At 67.6% G+C, this 14,687-nt stretch carries 17 protein-coding genes and 1 tRNA gene; 10 read left to right on the top strand and 8 right to left on the bottom strand.

All coding sequences use genetic code 11. The features are described 5' to 3' along the window. Window position 1 precedes the first annotated feature (1 nt). Window positions 2-2,062, top strand: a complete 2,061-nt coding sequence (locus tag LCM32_RS05205) for an ABC transporter ATP-binding protein (protein WP_224820008.1) — start codon at window positions 2-4, stop codon at window positions 2,060-2,062. Between the two features lie 118 nt (window positions 2,063-2,180). Here LCM32_RS05205 and LCM32_RS05210 read toward each other — a convergent pair whose 3' ends face one another. The 5 genes from LCM32_RS05210 to LCM32_RS05230 form a co-directional block, all read right to left on the bottom strand. Beyond that, window positions 2,181-2,696: a hypothetical protein gene (locus tag LCM32_RS05210; protein ID WP_224820009.1), complete on the bottom strand. Its 516-nt coding sequence runs from the start codon at window positions 2,694-2,696 to the stop codon at window positions 2,181-2,183. A 227-nt stretch (window positions 2,697-2,923) separates the two neighbouring features. Then, a complete protein-coding gene (locus LCM32_RS05215) occupies window positions 2,924-3,508 on the bottom strand; it encodes a lytic transglycosylase domain-containing protein (RefSeq protein WP_224820010.1) in 585 nt (194 codons plus the stop codon). A gap of 38 nt (window positions 3,509-3,546) precedes the next feature. After that, a complete protein-coding gene (locus LCM32_RS05220; protein WP_224820011.1) occupies window positions 3,547-4,107 on the bottom strand; it encodes a helix-turn-helix transcriptional regulator in 561 nt (186 codons plus the stop codon). After that, a complete protein-coding gene (locus tag LCM32_RS05225) occupies window positions 4,104-4,706 on the bottom strand; it encodes a cytochrome b/b6 domain-containing protein (protein WP_318246178.1) in 603 nt (200 codons plus the stop codon). Before LCM32_RS05225 ends, LCM32_RS05220 begins: the two co-directional genes overlap by 4 nt. After that, window positions 4,693-4,974 (bottom strand): PepSY domain-containing protein, encoded by a 282-nt coding sequence (locus LCM32_RS05230; protein ID WP_224820012.1) that lies wholly within the window; start codon window positions 4,972-4,974, stop codon window positions 4,693-4,695. Before LCM32_RS05230 ends, LCM32_RS05225 begins: the two co-directional genes overlap by 14 nt. A gap of 374 nt (window positions 4,975-5,348) precedes the next feature. Here LCM32_RS05230 and ssb point away from each other — a divergent pair, with 374 nt between their 5' ends. Then, the gene (gene ssb / locus LCM32_RS05235; protein WP_224820013.1) at window positions 5,349-5,891 is read left to right on the top strand and encodes a single-stranded DNA-binding protein; all 543 of its coding nucleotides are present in this window, start codon (window positions 5,349-5,351) and stop codon (window positions 5,889-5,891) included. Between the two features lie 148 nt (window positions 5,892-6,039). Here the strand turns inward: ssb and LCM32_RS05240 are convergent, their stop codons facing one another. Both LCM32_RS05240 and LCM32_RS05245 read right to left on the bottom strand, forming a co-directional pair. Beyond that, window positions 6,040-6,780 (bottom strand): GNAT family N-acetyltransferase, encoded by a 741-nt coding sequence (locus LCM32_RS05240; protein WP_224820014.1) that lies wholly within the window; start codon window positions 6,778-6,780, stop codon window positions 6,040-6,042. Between the two features lie 288 nt (window positions 6,781-7,068). Then, the gene (locus tag LCM32_RS05245; protein WP_224820015.1) at window positions 7,069-7,515 is read right to left on the bottom strand and encodes an outer membrane protein assembly factor BamE; all 447 of its coding nucleotides are present in this window, start codon (window positions 7,513-7,515) and stop codon (window positions 7,069-7,071) included. A gap of 95 nt (window positions 7,516-7,610) precedes the next feature. Between LCM32_RS05245 and LCM32_RS05250 the strand changes: the two genes are divergently transcribed. The 8 genes from LCM32_RS05250 to LCM32_RS05285 all read left to right on the top strand — a co-directional run bounded on the left by LCM32_RS05250 (window position 7,611) and on the right by LCM32_RS05285 (window position 13,849). Continuing rightward, on the top strand, window positions 7,611-8,174 hold the full coding sequence (locus LCM32_RS05250; protein WP_224820016.1) for a YceD family protein: 564 nt from the start codon (window positions 7,611-7,613) through the stop codon (window positions 8,172-8,174). A gap of 310 nt (window positions 8,175-8,484) precedes the next feature. Then, on the top strand, window positions 8,485-8,691 hold the full coding sequence (rpmF, locus tag LCM32_RS05255; protein WP_224820017.1) for a 50S ribosomal protein L32: 207 nt from the start codon (window positions 8,485-8,487) through the stop codon (window positions 8,689-8,691). 23 nt (window positions 8,692-8,714) lie between these two features. After that, entirely contained in the window at window positions 8,715-9,830 is a 1,116-nt protein-coding gene (plsX, locus tag LCM32_RS05260; RefSeq protein ID WP_263618102.1) for a phosphate acyltransferase PlsX, read from the top strand. Between the two features lie 4 nt (window positions 9,831-9,834). After that, the gene (locus LCM32_RS05265) at window positions 9,835-10,809 is read left to right on the top strand and encodes a beta-ketoacyl-ACP synthase III (protein WP_224820018.1); all 975 of its coding nucleotides are present in this window, start codon (window positions 9,835-9,837) and stop codon (window positions 10,807-10,809) included. A 103-nt stretch (window positions 10,810-10,912) separates the two neighbouring features. After that, window positions 10,913-11,215, top strand: coding sequence for an integration host factor subunit alpha (ihfA, locus tag LCM32_RS05270; protein WP_222489683.1), 303 nt, complete (start codon window positions 10,913-10,915; stop codon window positions 11,213-11,215). A gap of 4 nt (window positions 11,216-11,219) precedes the next feature. Then, the gene (locus LCM32_RS05275) at window positions 11,220-12,308 is read left to right on the top strand and encodes a MerR family transcriptional regulator (protein WP_224820019.1); all 1,089 of its coding nucleotides are present in this window, start codon (window positions 11,220-11,222) and stop codon (window positions 12,306-12,308) included. Between the two features lie 147 nt (window positions 12,309-12,455). After that, window positions 12,456-12,532: transfer RNA gene (locus LCM32_RS05280), tRNA-Pro, on the top strand. A 240-nt stretch (window positions 12,533-12,772) separates the two neighbouring features. Further along, complete coding sequence (locus LCM32_RS05285) at window positions 12,773-13,849, top strand: 2'-deoxycytidine 5'-triphosphate deaminase (protein WP_224820020.1); 1,077 nt, start codon at window positions 12,773-12,775, stop codon at window positions 13,847-13,849. Between the two features lie 117 nt (window positions 13,850-13,966). Here LCM32_RS05285 and LCM32_RS05290 read toward each other — a convergent pair whose 3' ends face one another. Further along, window positions 13,967-14,518, bottom strand: a complete 552-nt coding sequence (locus LCM32_RS05290; RefSeq protein ID WP_224820021.1) for an NYN domain-containing protein — start codon at window positions 14,516-14,518, stop codon at window positions 13,967-13,969. Window positions 14,519-14,687: the final 169 nt, after the last annotated feature.

Below are 14,687 nucleotides of genomic sequence, written 5' to 3' on the forward strand. Positions count from 1 at the left end.
CATGACACAAGAGCCCATCCTCGCCATCGACAGCCTCTCGATCTCCTTCGACACCCGCCGGGCCGAGATCCCGGCCGTGATGGACTTCTCCGTCTCGGTCCAGCCGGGCGAGGCCATGGGCCTCGTCGGCGAAAGCGGCTGCGGCAAATCCACCGTGGCGCTTGGCATCATGCGCGATCTGGGCCGCAACGGGCGCATCGCGGGCGGCACGATCCGCTTCAAGGGCCGCGACATGGCCGAGATGTCGGAGGCCGAGCTGCGCCGCATCCGCGGCAACGAGATCGCGATGATCTACCAGGAGCCGATGGCCTCGCTGAACCCCGCCATGAAGGTGGGCCGACAGCTGATGGAAGTGCCGATGATCCACGAGGGCGTGACGGCCGAAGAGGCCCGCGCCCGCGCGCTCAAGATGCTGGACGACGTGAAGCTGCCCGATCCGGCGCGCATCCTCGACAGCTATCCGCACCAGCTCTCCGGCGGGCAGCAGCAGCGCATCGTCATCGCCATGGCGCTGATGTCGAAACCCGCGCTGCTGATCCTCGATGAGCCGACCACCGCGCTCGACGTCACCGTGGAGGCCGCGATTGTCGAGCTGATCCGCGATCTGGGGCGCAAGTACGGCACGGCGATGCTCTTCATCTCGCATAACCTCGGGCTGGTGCTGGAGACCTGCGACCGCATCTGCGTGATGTATTCCGGCGAGGCGGTCGAGACCGGCACCGTGGCCGAGGTCTTCGACACCATGCGCCATCCCTATACGCAGGCGCTCTTCCGCGCGATCCCGCTGCCCGGGGCCGACAAGACGGCCCGCCCGCTGCAGGCGATCCCCGGCAACTTCCCCCTGCCCCATCAGCGCCCGCCGGGCTGCAACTTCGGCCCGCGGTGCAGCTACTTCGAGGCCGGGCGCTGCGATGCGCAGGCGATCCCGATGCAGGATGTCCGCCCCGGCCATGCCACCCGCTGCCTGCGGGCCGAGGAGATCGACTGGACCGCCGAGCCCGAGGCGGAGGCCGAGACGGAGGCCCGCACCCCCGGCAAGGTCGTGCTCAGCGTCGAGAAGCTGAAGAAGTATTACGAGGCCGGGGCCAATGCGCTCTTCGGGGGCGAGACACAGGTGGTGAAGGCCAACGAGGCCCTTACTTTTGAGGCCCGCGAGAGCGAAACGCTGGCAATCGTGGGGGAATCCGGCTGCGGGAAATCCACGCTGGCCAAGATGCTCATGGGGCTGGAGACCGCGACCGAGGGGCGCATCCTGCTCGACGGGCGGGAAATTCAGGACCTGCCCGTGGCTGACCGGGATGGCGGATTGCTGGGCGATCTGCAGATGGTGTTCCAGAACCCCTTCGACACGCTCAACCCCTCGATCCCCGTGGGCCGCCAGATCATCCGCGCGCTGGAGCTTTTCGGCTACGGCGCCTCGGACGCAGAGCGGCGCGAGCGGATGCTGACGCTGCTCGACCTCGTGAAGCTGCCGCGTGACTTCGCCGAGCGGATGCCGCGCCAGCTCTCCGGCGGGCAGAAGCAGCGGGTGGGCATCGCGCGGGCCTTCGCGGGCGGCGCGCGCATCGTGGTGGCGGATGAGCCGGTCTCGGCGCTGGATGTCTCGGTGCAGGCGGCGGTGACCGACCTGCTGATGGAGATCCAGAAGCGCGAGAAGACGACGCTGATCTTCATCTCCCATGACCTGTCGCTGGTGCGCTACCTCGCGGACCGGGTGCTGGTCATGTACCTCGGCCATGTGGTCGAACTGGGCACGGTGGAGGAGGTCTTTGCCCCGCCCTACCACCCCTATACCGAGGCGCTGCTTTCGGCGGTGCCCATTGCCGATACCTCGGTCGAGAAGGAGCGGATCGTGCTGGAGGGCGAGCTGCCCTCGGCCACCAATCCGCCGCCGGGCTGCCCGTTCCAGACCCGCTGCCGCTGGAAGGCGCAGGTCGCGGGCGACCGCTGCGCGACCGAGCTGCCCGAGATGCGTCGATTCGGGGCACATCAGATCCGCTGTCACCTCGCCCCGGAGGTGCTGACCGATATGCCCCCGGTGCTGCGGCACGCGGCCGACTGACCCCGCACGGCCGATCCCGGACAGCAGAAACCCCGGCGCTTGGGGCACCGGGGTGACTGCGTCTCGGGGGAGAGACGGGGACGGTCCGGGGGAGAACCGTCCCGGGGACGTCGTCGGATCAGCGGTCGTTCGTGTCGGAGTTGGTCTCCGACAGCGTGTCCATGCCGTTCTCGGTCGCCTCGGCGAAGCCGACCAGCATGGCGGTGTAAAGCTCTTCATCCGAGGGGGCCACGGTCAGCGTGCCGGGGGCCGGCAGGATCGACTGGGCGTTCACCTCGATCGGGAAGGCACCGATGGCGCCATTGCCTTCGGGGTCCATCACGGTGACGGTACCCGAGAGTTTGTTGAAGCCCTTCACGAAGGATTCCGTCGGGTTCGGGCTGATGTCCAGCTCGGTCAGCTCGACCTGCACCTTGTAGCCCGGCTCCACGCCGACGGGCTGATCGTTCAGCGCCGCGGTGATGGTTTTCGACAGGTCGTCGTTGAGGGTCGGGAACTTGCTCAGCGAGCTGTTGCCGTCGAGTTCAGCGCCAGCTGCCACGTCAACCGCGCTCACCTGCGGGTTGTCGAGGGCATAGACAGGGGCAGCCACAGCGGTGGCCATACCAAGGGCGATCAGGGTCCGTTTCAGCATTGTTACGTCCTTTCCAGGCACGCGCCCGTCCCCTCTTCCGGGGTCGGTGGCAGCGCGGTGCCGCATCTGTTTCGCTTGTGGGGAGAGAACGTTAGCCAGCCGGATCGGTTCCATCGCATCGCAACGAGGGCACAGGGGCATCAGCGGCATCGGAAAAAATCCGCCGATAGCGGTCAGCCCCGCCGCGCAACCTGCGGGCGAGACCTGCGGTGGCGAGGGATCGGGGCTCAGTGGCCCCAGATCACCTTCACGTAGTTCTGGGTTTCCTTGTAGGGCGGGATGTCGCCGTACTTGCGCACCGCTTCCGGTCCGGCGTTATAGGCCGCCAGCGCCAGCCGCCAGTTACCGAAATCGCGGTACTGCCGGGCGAGGTAGCGCGCGCCGCCCTCGAGGTTCTGCTCCGGGTCCATCGGATCGACGGCAAGGTGCCGCGCCGTCTCGGGCATCAGCTGCGCAAGGCCGAGGGCGCCCTTGTGGCTCTTGGCGTGGATGTTCCAGCCGCTCTCCTGCTGCACGAGGCGCAGGAAGAGATCCTCGGGGATGCCATGCCGCTTGGCGGCGGAGCGGGCCACGTCGAGGTAGGGGCCGGTGTACTTGCCCCGGAAGGGCGCGACCGGAAACTTGGAGGGCACGATCACCGCCTGCGGCTGCAGCCGGACCGAGTTGTTGTATTGCTGCGAGGCGCGCCCGTCGAGGATCGAGGTCTGGGACTTGAAGAGCTTCACGCGCGACTTGGACGACAGCACATCCGCACTCGCCGGCTGGGCAAGCGCCAGCACGGCGCCAAGGGCTACCCCGAGGTATCTCTGCATTGTCCCGTCCGTTCCGATGTCTCTTGTTGGGCGGCATTCTAGCCAGCGGAGCGTGAATTGCCACCCCCCGTCCGCAGGGCCTCCGCCGCCGGTTCAGGCACCAGCGGCGCGCCCATCAGGTCCTCGATCAGCAAGGACATCAAGCCGTTACGCCCCTGCACCCCGGCCTTGCGGTAGATCGCGTTCAGATGCGCCTTCACCGTGCCCTCGGCCGACCCGCGGATTTCCGCCACTTCCGCGATGGAGAGCCCCTTCAGCGTCAGCCCGGCGACATCCGCCTCGGAGGGGGTCAGCCCCCAGTCGACGAAATAGGCCTGGATCACCTCGTGCAGCGCCCCCTGCGCCACGGTGCGCGTGCGCTCGAGGTCCTTCTGACGCCGCAGCAGGACCATCAGCACCCGGATCTCGATCGCGAGCGCAAGCAGCAGCGACAGCGCCGCCAGCCCCTCGACGATCTGGCCCGGGTCCGAGAAGATGCCCCGCCCCTCGTCGATCGTATCGGCCACGGCATCCGCGATGAAGAACGTGGTGCACAGGGCCTGAACGAGGATCAGCCCGGCAAGCGCCAGGCTGTTCCGCGTCGGTTTGAGATCGCTCATCCGGGGGTGTGCCCTGACTGCGGCATGTCATTCGGCTCGATCATCTTTACCCCCGTCACCATGGCTCGCGGAAGGTTAACACCCGTCCGGCGGCTTTCCCAGATCACCGCGGCGATATGTGCCACGATGCTGACCTCGGCCCATGTGACGAAGAATTCGTGCAGTTCCTCGACCCACTTCATGCCCCAGTAGGCATTCGTCGTCATCATCCAGCCGGTCAGCCCGATGAGCAGCATCGTGGCCAGCAGGTTGTAGATCATCAGAGCGCCGAGGGGCGTATGCCCGACGTGTACCTTGCGCCGGCCCCGCGCGATGTCCGCCAACTGTCCGAAGGCCGCCGAGATCGAGGGCGGGAAATCCCGGAACCGGGCGTGGCGGGTGCCGATCAGCCCCCAGACCAGCCGCACCGCCACAAGCCCGACGACGACATAGCCGATGAGGTGGTGCAGGTCCTTCTCCGGGTCCGTGATCAGCGCGTTCGCCGCGAAGAGCACGACCAGCGACCAGTGGAACATGCGCACCAGCGGATCCCAGACCCGCAGCGCCGTGCGGGCGCTCCGGGTCTTGCGGTCGCCGAAGGCTGCATCAGTCATTGCCATGGACCCGGGCGATGTTCAGGGCGTCGTCGAGGTAGAGCTCCAGCTTCTTGCCATCCTTCAGGGCATAGACCTCGATCATGCCGTCCTCCATGCCGATGCGGCGCACCTCGTAGCCCTCGGCGGAGAGCTTCTCGGTGATCTGCGCCTTGGTGGCGTCGTCCGGGCGGCCCGAGGCAAGCGCCGCGGTGGTCGTGACGAAGCAGACGGCCAGCGTGCCGGTGACGGTGACGATGCCGAGGGCGGTCGCGTTCCAGAGGGATTTCAGCATGTGCATTCTCCGATGGGGGGACCGGCCTGTCCGGCGCCCTGCCCCTCCCATCTGTCGCGGATCGGCAGGCCGCGCGATCCGCCGGGAGTGCCGATCGGGCGGCCTATAACCGGAGTTTAGGCCGCTTTTCCGGGCGTCTGGCAGGCGCCACCCTCCGGGCGGCCCCTTGGCACGCCCCTCCAGTCCACCGGGCCAGTCCACCGGGCCAGCCCCGTCCCTCTGCCCTCTCTGGCGCATTGCCGAGGCGCCCCGGCCCCGCTAACGTTGGATTAACCGTGTTGCGCTTCCATTGCCGCACGGCGGCGGTTGCGGCGGGCGGCGGTGCCTGCTTTAACGCCGGGATCATTGAATTCGGATTCGACACAGGGGGTCTCATGGCGGGATCGGTGAACAAGGTCATTCTGATCGGCAATCTGGGCCGCGACCCGGAGGTCCGGTCGTTCCAGAACGGGGGCAAGGTCTGCAACCTGCGGATCGCCACCTCGGAAAACTGGAAGGACCGCAACACCGGCGAGCGGCGCGAGCGGACCGAGTGGCACTCGGTCGCGATCTTCCAGGAAGGTCTCGTGCGCGTGGCCGAGCAGTACCTGCGCAAGGGCTCCAAGGTCTACATCGAGGGCCAGCTTCAGACCCGCAAGTGGCAGGACCAGTCCGGCCAGGACCGCTATTCGACCGAGATCGTCCTGCAGGGCTTCGGCGGCACGCTGGTGATGCTCGACGGCCGCGGTGAAGGCGGCGGCGGTGGCGGCTACGGCGGTGGCTCGGGCGGCGGCTACGGTGGCGGCGGCGGCGGTGACTACGGCGGCGGCTACGACGAAGGCCCCTCGGGTGGCGGCTACGGCGGTGGCAGCGGTGGCGGCGGCCGGTCCGGCGGCGGGTCGCCCTCGCGCGATCTGGACGACGAGATTCCGTTCTGAGGCAAAGCGCCTGACAGAGACATACAAAACGCCGCCCCTGTCCGGGGGCGGCGTTTTTCTATGGAACGAAGCGCGAGACCCTCGACCGGCTAGGCCCTGTCACCACCAATGATCCGCAGTGGATCGCCGGGGCCCGCGCCGGGCGGCGTCAGCCCGCGGTGGCCCTCAACAGGCGTTTGCGCGCGGGCGGGATCGCCTTGATCTCCAGCCCGGTGAAGACATGGAGCGTGTTCATGTGGCTGTCCACCACCGCGTGATCCGAAACCCAGCCCCCCATCAGCAGATAGGTCCGCAAAAGCGGCGGCATCCGCAGCATGGCCTGTTTCGCGTCGGGCTTGCGCCGCAGCTTCTGGGCGAAGCGGAAGACATTGGGCGCCTTGACCCGCGGCAGCCAGCGTTTCGGCGCGAGGTGGCGTTCCTTCAGCATGGCGAAGGCGTCGAGGTAATCGGCGGTGTCGGTGCCGTGGAAGGAGGAACAGCCGAAGAGCATCTCGACCCCGTTCTCGTCCACGTAGCGCGTCATCGCGGACCAGGCCACGCGCAGGATGTCGGCGTCGCGGGCCTCGGGATGGATGCAGAAGCGGCCCATCTCGACCATCGGCCCCTCGAAGTCTTTCAGGGCGGAGAGTTCGTAGTACTGCGCGGAATAGCTGCGCGCGATCTCGCCCCCGCCGGTCAGCGGCAGGATGCGGAAGCAGCAGACGAGCGTGCCGTCGCGCTGATCCTCGACCAGCACATGGGCGCAGACCGCGTCGAAGGCATCGGCATCGAGGGGATGGCTGTCCGGGTCACCGTGGAAACACAGGGTCCGCAGCCGCTGTGCGGCGAGGATGTCTTCCGGGGTCTCGGCGAAGCGGGCGCGGTAACGTCCCTTCATCAGCGACAGCATGGCAGGCCTCCAGGGCGATGCGGTCAAGATAGGCAGGCCCGCCCTAGCACACAAGGGATGACAAAGGCGTGACGTTCGGGATGCGGGTGGAGGGGCGGCTTGTGACGGGGAGGTCGCGGGCACGGCCGGCCTGGGCGCCGTCCCGGGGCGCTGCCCCGGACCCCGGGATATTTGGGGCAAGAAAATGGAGAGTCGGAGTGCGGCCTTGAGGGAGGGCGGACATGCGAAGGGCGCGGACCGGTCTGCCGGTCTGCGCCCTGACATTTGGATCAGCCGGGGTTGCCCGGATCAGTTCGCGAAATCGCTCGCGCTGAACTGGCCGAGGTTGCCCAGAAGCTGTGCGATGATGCCGGTGCTGGTGGAGCCGTCGTCGGTCACGCGGCGCGACAGGGTGACGACCTTGCCGTCCTCCAGCCCGTAGCGCGAGACGTTGGAGACCACGCCGCGCTGATCGAAGGCGATCTGGACCACCTCGCGCTCGACCACCTGCGGTTCGGTGTAGGCGAAGTGGCGCACGCGGCTGTGCACGTAATAATAATTGCCACCGTCCAGCATGCCCGAGGTCGACGGCGCGCCGACCTTCTCGCTGACGGTGTCGCGGGTGTCCTTGCCGACGGCGATCTGGGAAAGGTCACTGTCGAGAGGCACATAGCCGTGGTCGCGGTAGCGAGCCGTGCAGGAAGCCGCCGCCATAACCAGAAGTACGGCCACGGCCCGTTTCGCCCAATTCGTCATGCCACGCATTCCTGCCCTCTTGCTCCGGCGTCTTCCGCCTTCTATCTGCCATTACAGAAGGAAAGCCCCCCGTTCAAGGAAGGAACCGCCGCCCCATGGCCGACGCCGACCCCGCCCGCCCCCTGTTCACGCCGCTGCGCGTGGCCGATCTGCCGACCTCCCGGCCGACGCCCGTGGAGATCCGCCCGGACGCCGCACAGATGGCCCGCCTGGCCGAAGAGCTGGGGCTGAGCGACCTGCGCAAGGTCAGCTTTACCGGCGAGGTGAAAGCCGAGGGCAAGCGCCGCTGGCGTCTGAAGGGCAAGCTGGGCGCCACCGTCGTGCAGCCCTGCATCGTGACGCTGGCCCCGGTGACCACGCGGATCGAGGAAGAGGTGGTGCGGCGCTATGACCCGTCGGTCGAGGCCCTGCCGGAGATCGACGATATGGAAATGCCGGAAGATGATTCCGTGGAACCTCTCGGAGAGGTGATCGACCCGGGCGTCGTGCTGGCGGAGGCACTTGCGCTTGCGCTGCCGCTCTACCCCCGCGCCGAGGGCGCCGAGATGGAAGAGGCGCAGTTCACCGAGCCCGGCAAGCAGGCCATGACCGACGAGGAGACGAAGCCCTTTGCCGGGCTGGCGGCCCTCAAGGCGAAGATGGAGAAACCCGAGGAGTGAGGCCTGCGTGCACCGGGCCCGCGCCGCCGCGCGCCGCGCCCTGTGTTGCAAGCCTGTGCTACACGCTGTGCTGCAAGGCCCCGCTCCCCCCGCGGGAGAGGCCTCCGACCCCGGGGAAGCGGCGACGAATCGCTTGCGGTTTTCGGAAATAGACGTATTTTCGCGCCCTCATCCGAATTTTGGGTTGAAGCCGGGGCCTTGGGCAGACTAAGAGCCCCTCACCCATTCTGCGGATCCGATCCGGGCCCTGCCCGGCGGCTCCGCACCGAAATCGAAACCGGGCCGCGGCCCATCAAACAGAGGTTGTGACATGGCTGTCCAACAGAACAAAGTTTCCAAGTCGCGCCGCAACAACCGCCGCGCCCATGACGCGCTTGTCGCAGGCAACCCCAACGAATGCCCCAACTGTGGTGAGCTGAAACGTCCGCACCACGTCTGCGGCGCCTGCGGCCACTATGCCGATCGTGAAGTCGTGGCCCAGGCCGACGAAATCGATCTGGAAGACGACGCCGCCTGAAATAAGTCCCGGGCGGCAATCGCATGAGCGCAGCGCCAGACACGACGGGTTCCGCGGTGGGTGCCGCCGGCAAGAAAGCCGGCGCATCCTACGTGCTATCCATCGATGCCATGGGCGGCGACCGTGGGCCGGCAGCTGTTGTTGCCGGCATCGCGCGTTCTGCCAAGAAGAACCCGGATATCCGCTTTCTGCTGCACGGCCCCCAGGACGAGCTCGAGAAGCTCATCGGGCGCCGCAAGTGGCTGCGGGACCGGATCGAGATCCGCGACGCCGGCGGCGTCGTGACGATGGATGACAAGCCCAGCCACGTGATGCGTCACGGCAAGGGCACCTCCATGTGGTCGACGCTGGACGCCGTGCGCAACGGCGAGGCCACCGTCGCCGTTTCCTGCGGAAACACCGGGGCGCTGATGGCGCTCTCGATGGTGCGGCTGCGCAAGCTGCCGGGCGTGAACCGCCCTGCCATCGCCGTGCTCTGGCCGTCGCGCAACCCGCAGGGGTTCAACGTGATGCTGGACGTGGGCGCCGACATCCGCGCCGACGAGCAGGACCTGCTGCAATATGCGCTCATGGGCGCCTCCTATGCCCGCAACGGCATGCACCTCGACCGTCCGCGGATCGGGCTGCTGAACGTGGGCACCGAGGAGCACAAGGGCCGGGCCGAGCTGAAACTCGCCCATGACCTGATCGCCTCGCAGGCCGAGGAAGCGAACTTCGATTTCGTGGGCTTCGTCGAAGGCGGCGACATTCCGGGCGATGTCTGTGACGTGATCGTCACCGACGGCTTCACCGGGAACGTGGCGCTGAAGACCGGCGAAGGCACTGCGAAACTCATCGGGGACCTGCTGCGGGAAGCCTTCCAGTACTCTCCCCTGTCCAAGGTCGCGGCCCTGCTGGCCATGACCTCGCTGCGGCGCCTGCAAAAGCGGATCGATCCGCGGCGGGTGAACGGGGGCGTGTTCCTCGGGCTCAACGGGACGGTCGTGAAGTCCCACGGGTCGGCCGACGCCATGGGTGTCTCGGCCGCCATCAAGCTGGCCTTCCTGCTGGCTCAGCAAGGTTTTACCGACAAGCTCGCCGCCCGGGTTGCAAGTGCCGTGCAGGCACCGCAGGATACCGGGCGAGCTGAGGGAGAATAAGACTATGACGATGCGCGCCGTGGCCCTTGGTGTGGGCCATTACCTGCCTGAGCGGATCGTTCCCAATGCCGAATTCGAGAAGACGCTGGATACGTCGGACGAATGGATTCAGGCCCGGACCGGGATCGAGAGACGCCACTTCGCCGCCGATGGCGAGACCACCTCGGACATGGCCATCAAGGCCGCGACGGCAGCGCTTGCGCAGGCCGGTCTTGCCGCCAGCGACATCGACGCGGTGATCGTGGCCACCTCCACGCCCGACCTGACCTTCCCCTCCGTTGCCACCATGGTGCAGCAGGGGCTCGGCATGACGCGGGGCTTCGGCTTCGACGTGCAGGCGGTCTGCGCGGGCTTCGTCTATGCGCTCTCCACCGCCAACGCGATGATCGTTTCCGGTCAGGCGAACCGAATCCTCGTGATCGGCGCCGAGACCTTCAGCCGGATCATGGACTGGACCGACCGCGCGACCTGCGTGCTCTTCGGCGATGGCGCAGGCGCGCTCGTCCTCGAAGGCCGCGATGGCGGCGGCACCAATGACGATCGCGGGATTCTCGCCGCCGACCTGAACTCGGACGGGCAGTATCGCGAGATGCTCTACGTCGATGGTGGCGTCTCCACCACGGGTGAGTCGGGCAAACTGCGCATGCAGGGCAACCCGCTCTTCCGTCAGGCGGTTGGAAAACTTGCAGCCACGGCAGAGGCTTCGCTGGCCAAGATCAACATGCCGTCCGAGGAGCTGGACTGGATCGTGCCGCATCAGGCGAACATCCGGATCATCCAGGGCACGGCCAAGAAACTGGGCCTGCCAATGGAACAGGTTGTGGTTACGGTACAGGACCACGGCAATACCTCGGCGGCCTCTATCCCGCTGGCCCTTTCGGTCGCGGTCGAAGACGGCCGGATCAAGCCCGGTCAGGTTCTCCTGATGGAGGCGATCGGCGGCGGTCTGGCCTGGGGCTCGGTCATCCTGCGCTGGTAAGGCGGTGCTCTGCCGGGTCGCTTTCAACCGCTCATGCAAGTGGTTGATATTGACTCGGAAAAATCGCACCCCCTATGCTTAACGCAGCCAAGAGGGGACAGGGATGAGTGACAAGACGCTGACGCGTATGGATTTGAGTGAGGCCGTCTTCCGCGAGGTGGGCCTTTCCCGCAACGAATCTGCACAGCTCGTTGAATCGGTGCTGCAGCACATGTCGGATGCGCTTGTGGACGGGGAGCAGGTGAAAATCTCCTCCTTCGGGACCTTCTCGGTCCGGTCCAAGGCGGCCCGCGTGGGGCGCAACCCGAAGACGGGCGAGGAAGTGCCGATCAACCCGCGCCGGGTGCTGAGCTTCCGGCCCTCCCACCTGATGAAAGAGCGCGTCGCCGCCGGCAACAAGGCCTGAGGCAATGAGCAAGTCCGCAGACGCGTTCCGTACCATCAGCGAGGTGGCCGACTGGCTCGACACGCCGGCACATGTTCTGCGGTTCTGGGAGAGCAAGTTCACCCAGGTGAAACCCGTGAAACGGGCCGGGGGGCGGCGCTATTACCGCCCCGCGGACATGCTGCTGCTTGGCGGGATCAAGCGGCTGCTGCACGAGGATGGCATGACCATCAAGGGCGTGCAGAAACTCCTGCGGGAGAAGGGCGTGGGCCATGTGGCCGCGCTCGCCCCGCCGCTGGACGGCGAGGCAGAGGTCGAAGAGGCCACCGCCATCGCCCCGCCCATGGAAGCCGAAGTCGTCACCTTCCCGGTCACCGCAGCGCCGCGGCCTGCGCCCGTCGAAGCGACTGTGGAGGCTCCCGTCGAGGCCGCGACCGAAGCGCCCGCGCCTGCGGCGGATGCCGATCTGCACGCCAGCGAAGAGCCGGCCGAGACGGCACCGGAGAGCGAGGCGCCCCGCGTGGCCCCGCCCGTCGCCGAGGAGGCGCCCAGCGACGAGATCGCGGCGCAAGCCGCCCAGCCTGTCGAGGCGCCCGAGGACACCACCACCGAACTCCCGGAAGAGGCGGCAGAGGCCCCCGCCCTGCCCTTCGGCGATCCGGTCGAGGCGCTCTCGCCCGCGGCCCCGGACCAGACCTATGCGCCCGCCCCCTCCGAGGAGGAGGATGCGCTGGAGGCCGCCCCCTTCATCGAGGCGGTCTACGAGGAGCCCGAGGCCGCCGAGGCCGACCTCTCTGAAGAGGCCCCCTTCATCGAGGCCGAGCCCGAGGACGAGGAACCGCGCGCGCCCACCGACATCTTTGCGCACCGCGCCCCGCCTGCCCCGCGCCCCTCTCTCTTCGAGATGACGCGGGAGCCGGTGACGCCCACGCCCGGCCCACGCGCCGCCTCTGTCGCCACCCCGCCGGACCCCGGCGATTCCGAGCTGATCGCGGCCCCCGGCCTTCTCAGCCGGATCAGCGAACGGCGTGCCGGCTTCTCGGCGCAGGACCTCGCCCATATCCGCCCGCTGGCGGCACGGCTGGCACAATTCGCTGAAAGCCCAGCACAATAAGGCCCTCTGCAGGGTCGTCGGAACGGGGCGCAGCGCGCCCCGTTTTGCGTTGTGCGGATGACCTTGGGACAGCCTGGGACGCCGCGTGAAAAAAGTCGCGATCCCCTCTTGCTCCCACCGTCAGATCGGATATTAAGCGCGCACCGTCGGGCTATAGCGCAGCCTGGTAGCGCGTCCGTCTGGGGGACGGAAGGTCGCAGGTTCGAGTCCTGCTAGCCCGACCATTTCACGAATATCGAGAAATGACCGACGGTACATCCCGCAAGGGATGCCCCCCAAGGGGTGGCGTCCTTCACCGGGACAGCCCTCTCCTCCTCCGCATATCTCTCCGTCCGGCAGCCAAGAATTTTCGAAAATTCTTGGGAAAATTCTTCGAAGAATTTTCCGTCTCTGTGGCGGGCGGCGCGATCTTTTCTTTCCCGCGCCTGCGCTCTAGTCTCGCCCTCCAGAACAAGGGGACAGCGATGACAGGGATCTGCGCCAGCCAGCGTATCCGCGCCATGATCGAGACCGGCCAGATCAGCGCCGAACCCGCAGTGCTGCCCGAACAGGTGCAGCCGGCGAGCCTCGATCTGCGCCTCGGCACGCGGGCCTGGCGGGTGCGCGCCTCCTTCCTCACCGGGGCGGACCGCACGGTGGCCGAGAGGCTGTCAGAGTTCGAGATGCACCAGGTCGACCTGACCCAGGGCGCGGTGCTGGAGAAGGGCTGCGTCTACGTGGTGCCGCTGCTCGAATCCCTCGACCTGCCCGACGACATGCAGGCCGTCGCCAACGCCAAGAGCTCCACCGGGCGGCTCGACCTGTTGACCCGCACGATCACCGATGGCGGGACCGAGTTCGACCGCATCCCCGCAGGCTACACCGGGCCGCTCTATGCCGAGATCTGCCCGCGCAGCTTCTCGGTCCTCGTGCGTCCGGGCATGCGGCTGAACCAGATCCGCTTCCGGCAGGGCCAGTCGATCCTCACGGACACCGAACTGCGCGCGCTGCACGCCGAGACGCCGCTGGTGGACACGCCCCCCGTCATCGGCGAGGGCCTCGGCTTCTCGGTCGACCTGAAGCCCGCCGAGGGCACGCTGGTGGGCTACCGCGCCAAGCCGCACACCGGGATCATCGACCTCGACCGCATCGGCCATTACGACCCGTCCGAGTACTGGGAGGAGCTGCACAGCCGCGACGGCCAGATCATCCTCGACCCCGGCGCGTTCTACATCCTCGTGAGCCGCGAGGCGGTCTGCATCCCGCCCGATTACGCCGCCGAGATGGCGCCCTTCCTCGCCATGGTCGGCGAGTTCCGGGTGCATTACGCGGGCTTCTTCGATCCCGGCTTCGGCTTTGACGGTGCCGGGGGCACCGGCTCGCGCGGGGTGCTGGAGGTGCGCTGCCACGAGGCGCCCTTCGTCCTCGAACACGGGCAGACCGTGGGCCGCCTTGTCTACGAGCGCATGGGTGAACGCCCCGAGACGCTCTATGGCCGCGAGATCGCCTCGAACTACCAGGGTCAGGGGCTGAAACTGGCAAAGCATTTCCGCAGTGCCTGAGGGCGGCCAGCCGCCGCCCCGGCCTGTTCGGCTGGGCTGCGTTTCGGGCGCCACGTCAACAGGGCGGCCCAGTGCTTTGATATCGAAGAGAAAGAGCCCTGCGTCCTACGCGCAGTTCTAACGCGGCTCCAGCCAGATCTGCCCGTCCCGGACCCCGCCCCGGATCAGGAACCCCGGCTCTGCCACCTCCGGGTAGCTCTCTGCCCAGTCCCGGAACCGGTCGTTTGTGACGACCGCCGCACCCATGTCCCGGGCGGCATGCAGCAGCGTGGGATCGGCAGGTTCGCCCCGGGGCACCACGAGGACGCGGTTCACCGGTAGCCCCAGCTCCCGCGCCATGTCGCGGTCGGTCATGTAGCGATCGGAGAGCTTGTAGCCCGCGTTGGCGTCGAAAACGATGCCGGGCCGATAGCCCTGCTTGCGCAGCAGCACCAGCACCTCGCGCAGCGTGTCGAAGCTGGGCGTTCCCTTGCGCCAATGCATGACGTTGGAGCCGTCCACCAGCACCGGGCGCCGCCGCAGCCGGTCGCGCAGCGCCGCAAGCAGCAGGACAAGAGCCGCAAGCGCAGCCGCCATGGCCGGGATCATCAGATCGGCCAGAGCGGGCACGTAACGGGCGGCAAGGGCGGCCGCAACGGCGGCGCAGAACAGAACAAGAGGCAATCGCATCCCCTGTGAGTAGCCGCCGGGTCGCGAAAGGCCAAGACGGTTTTCCGGGGGGAGTTGCGCGACGCAGCACCCGTGTCGGAACGGAGCGCGTGGCGGGGTGCGAAACGGGGCTGACGTTGGGAGCGACAGGCGGCCGGCGACGGGAGACGGCTGCGGCCGATGAGACCCT

The organism is Pseudooceanicola nanhaiensis, assembly GCF_020171315.1.
In the GTDB taxonomy this organism is placed as follows: domain Bacteria; phylum Pseudomonadota; class Alphaproteobacteria; order Rhodobacterales; family Rhodobacteraceae; genus Pseudooceanicola; species Pseudooceanicola nanhaiensis_A.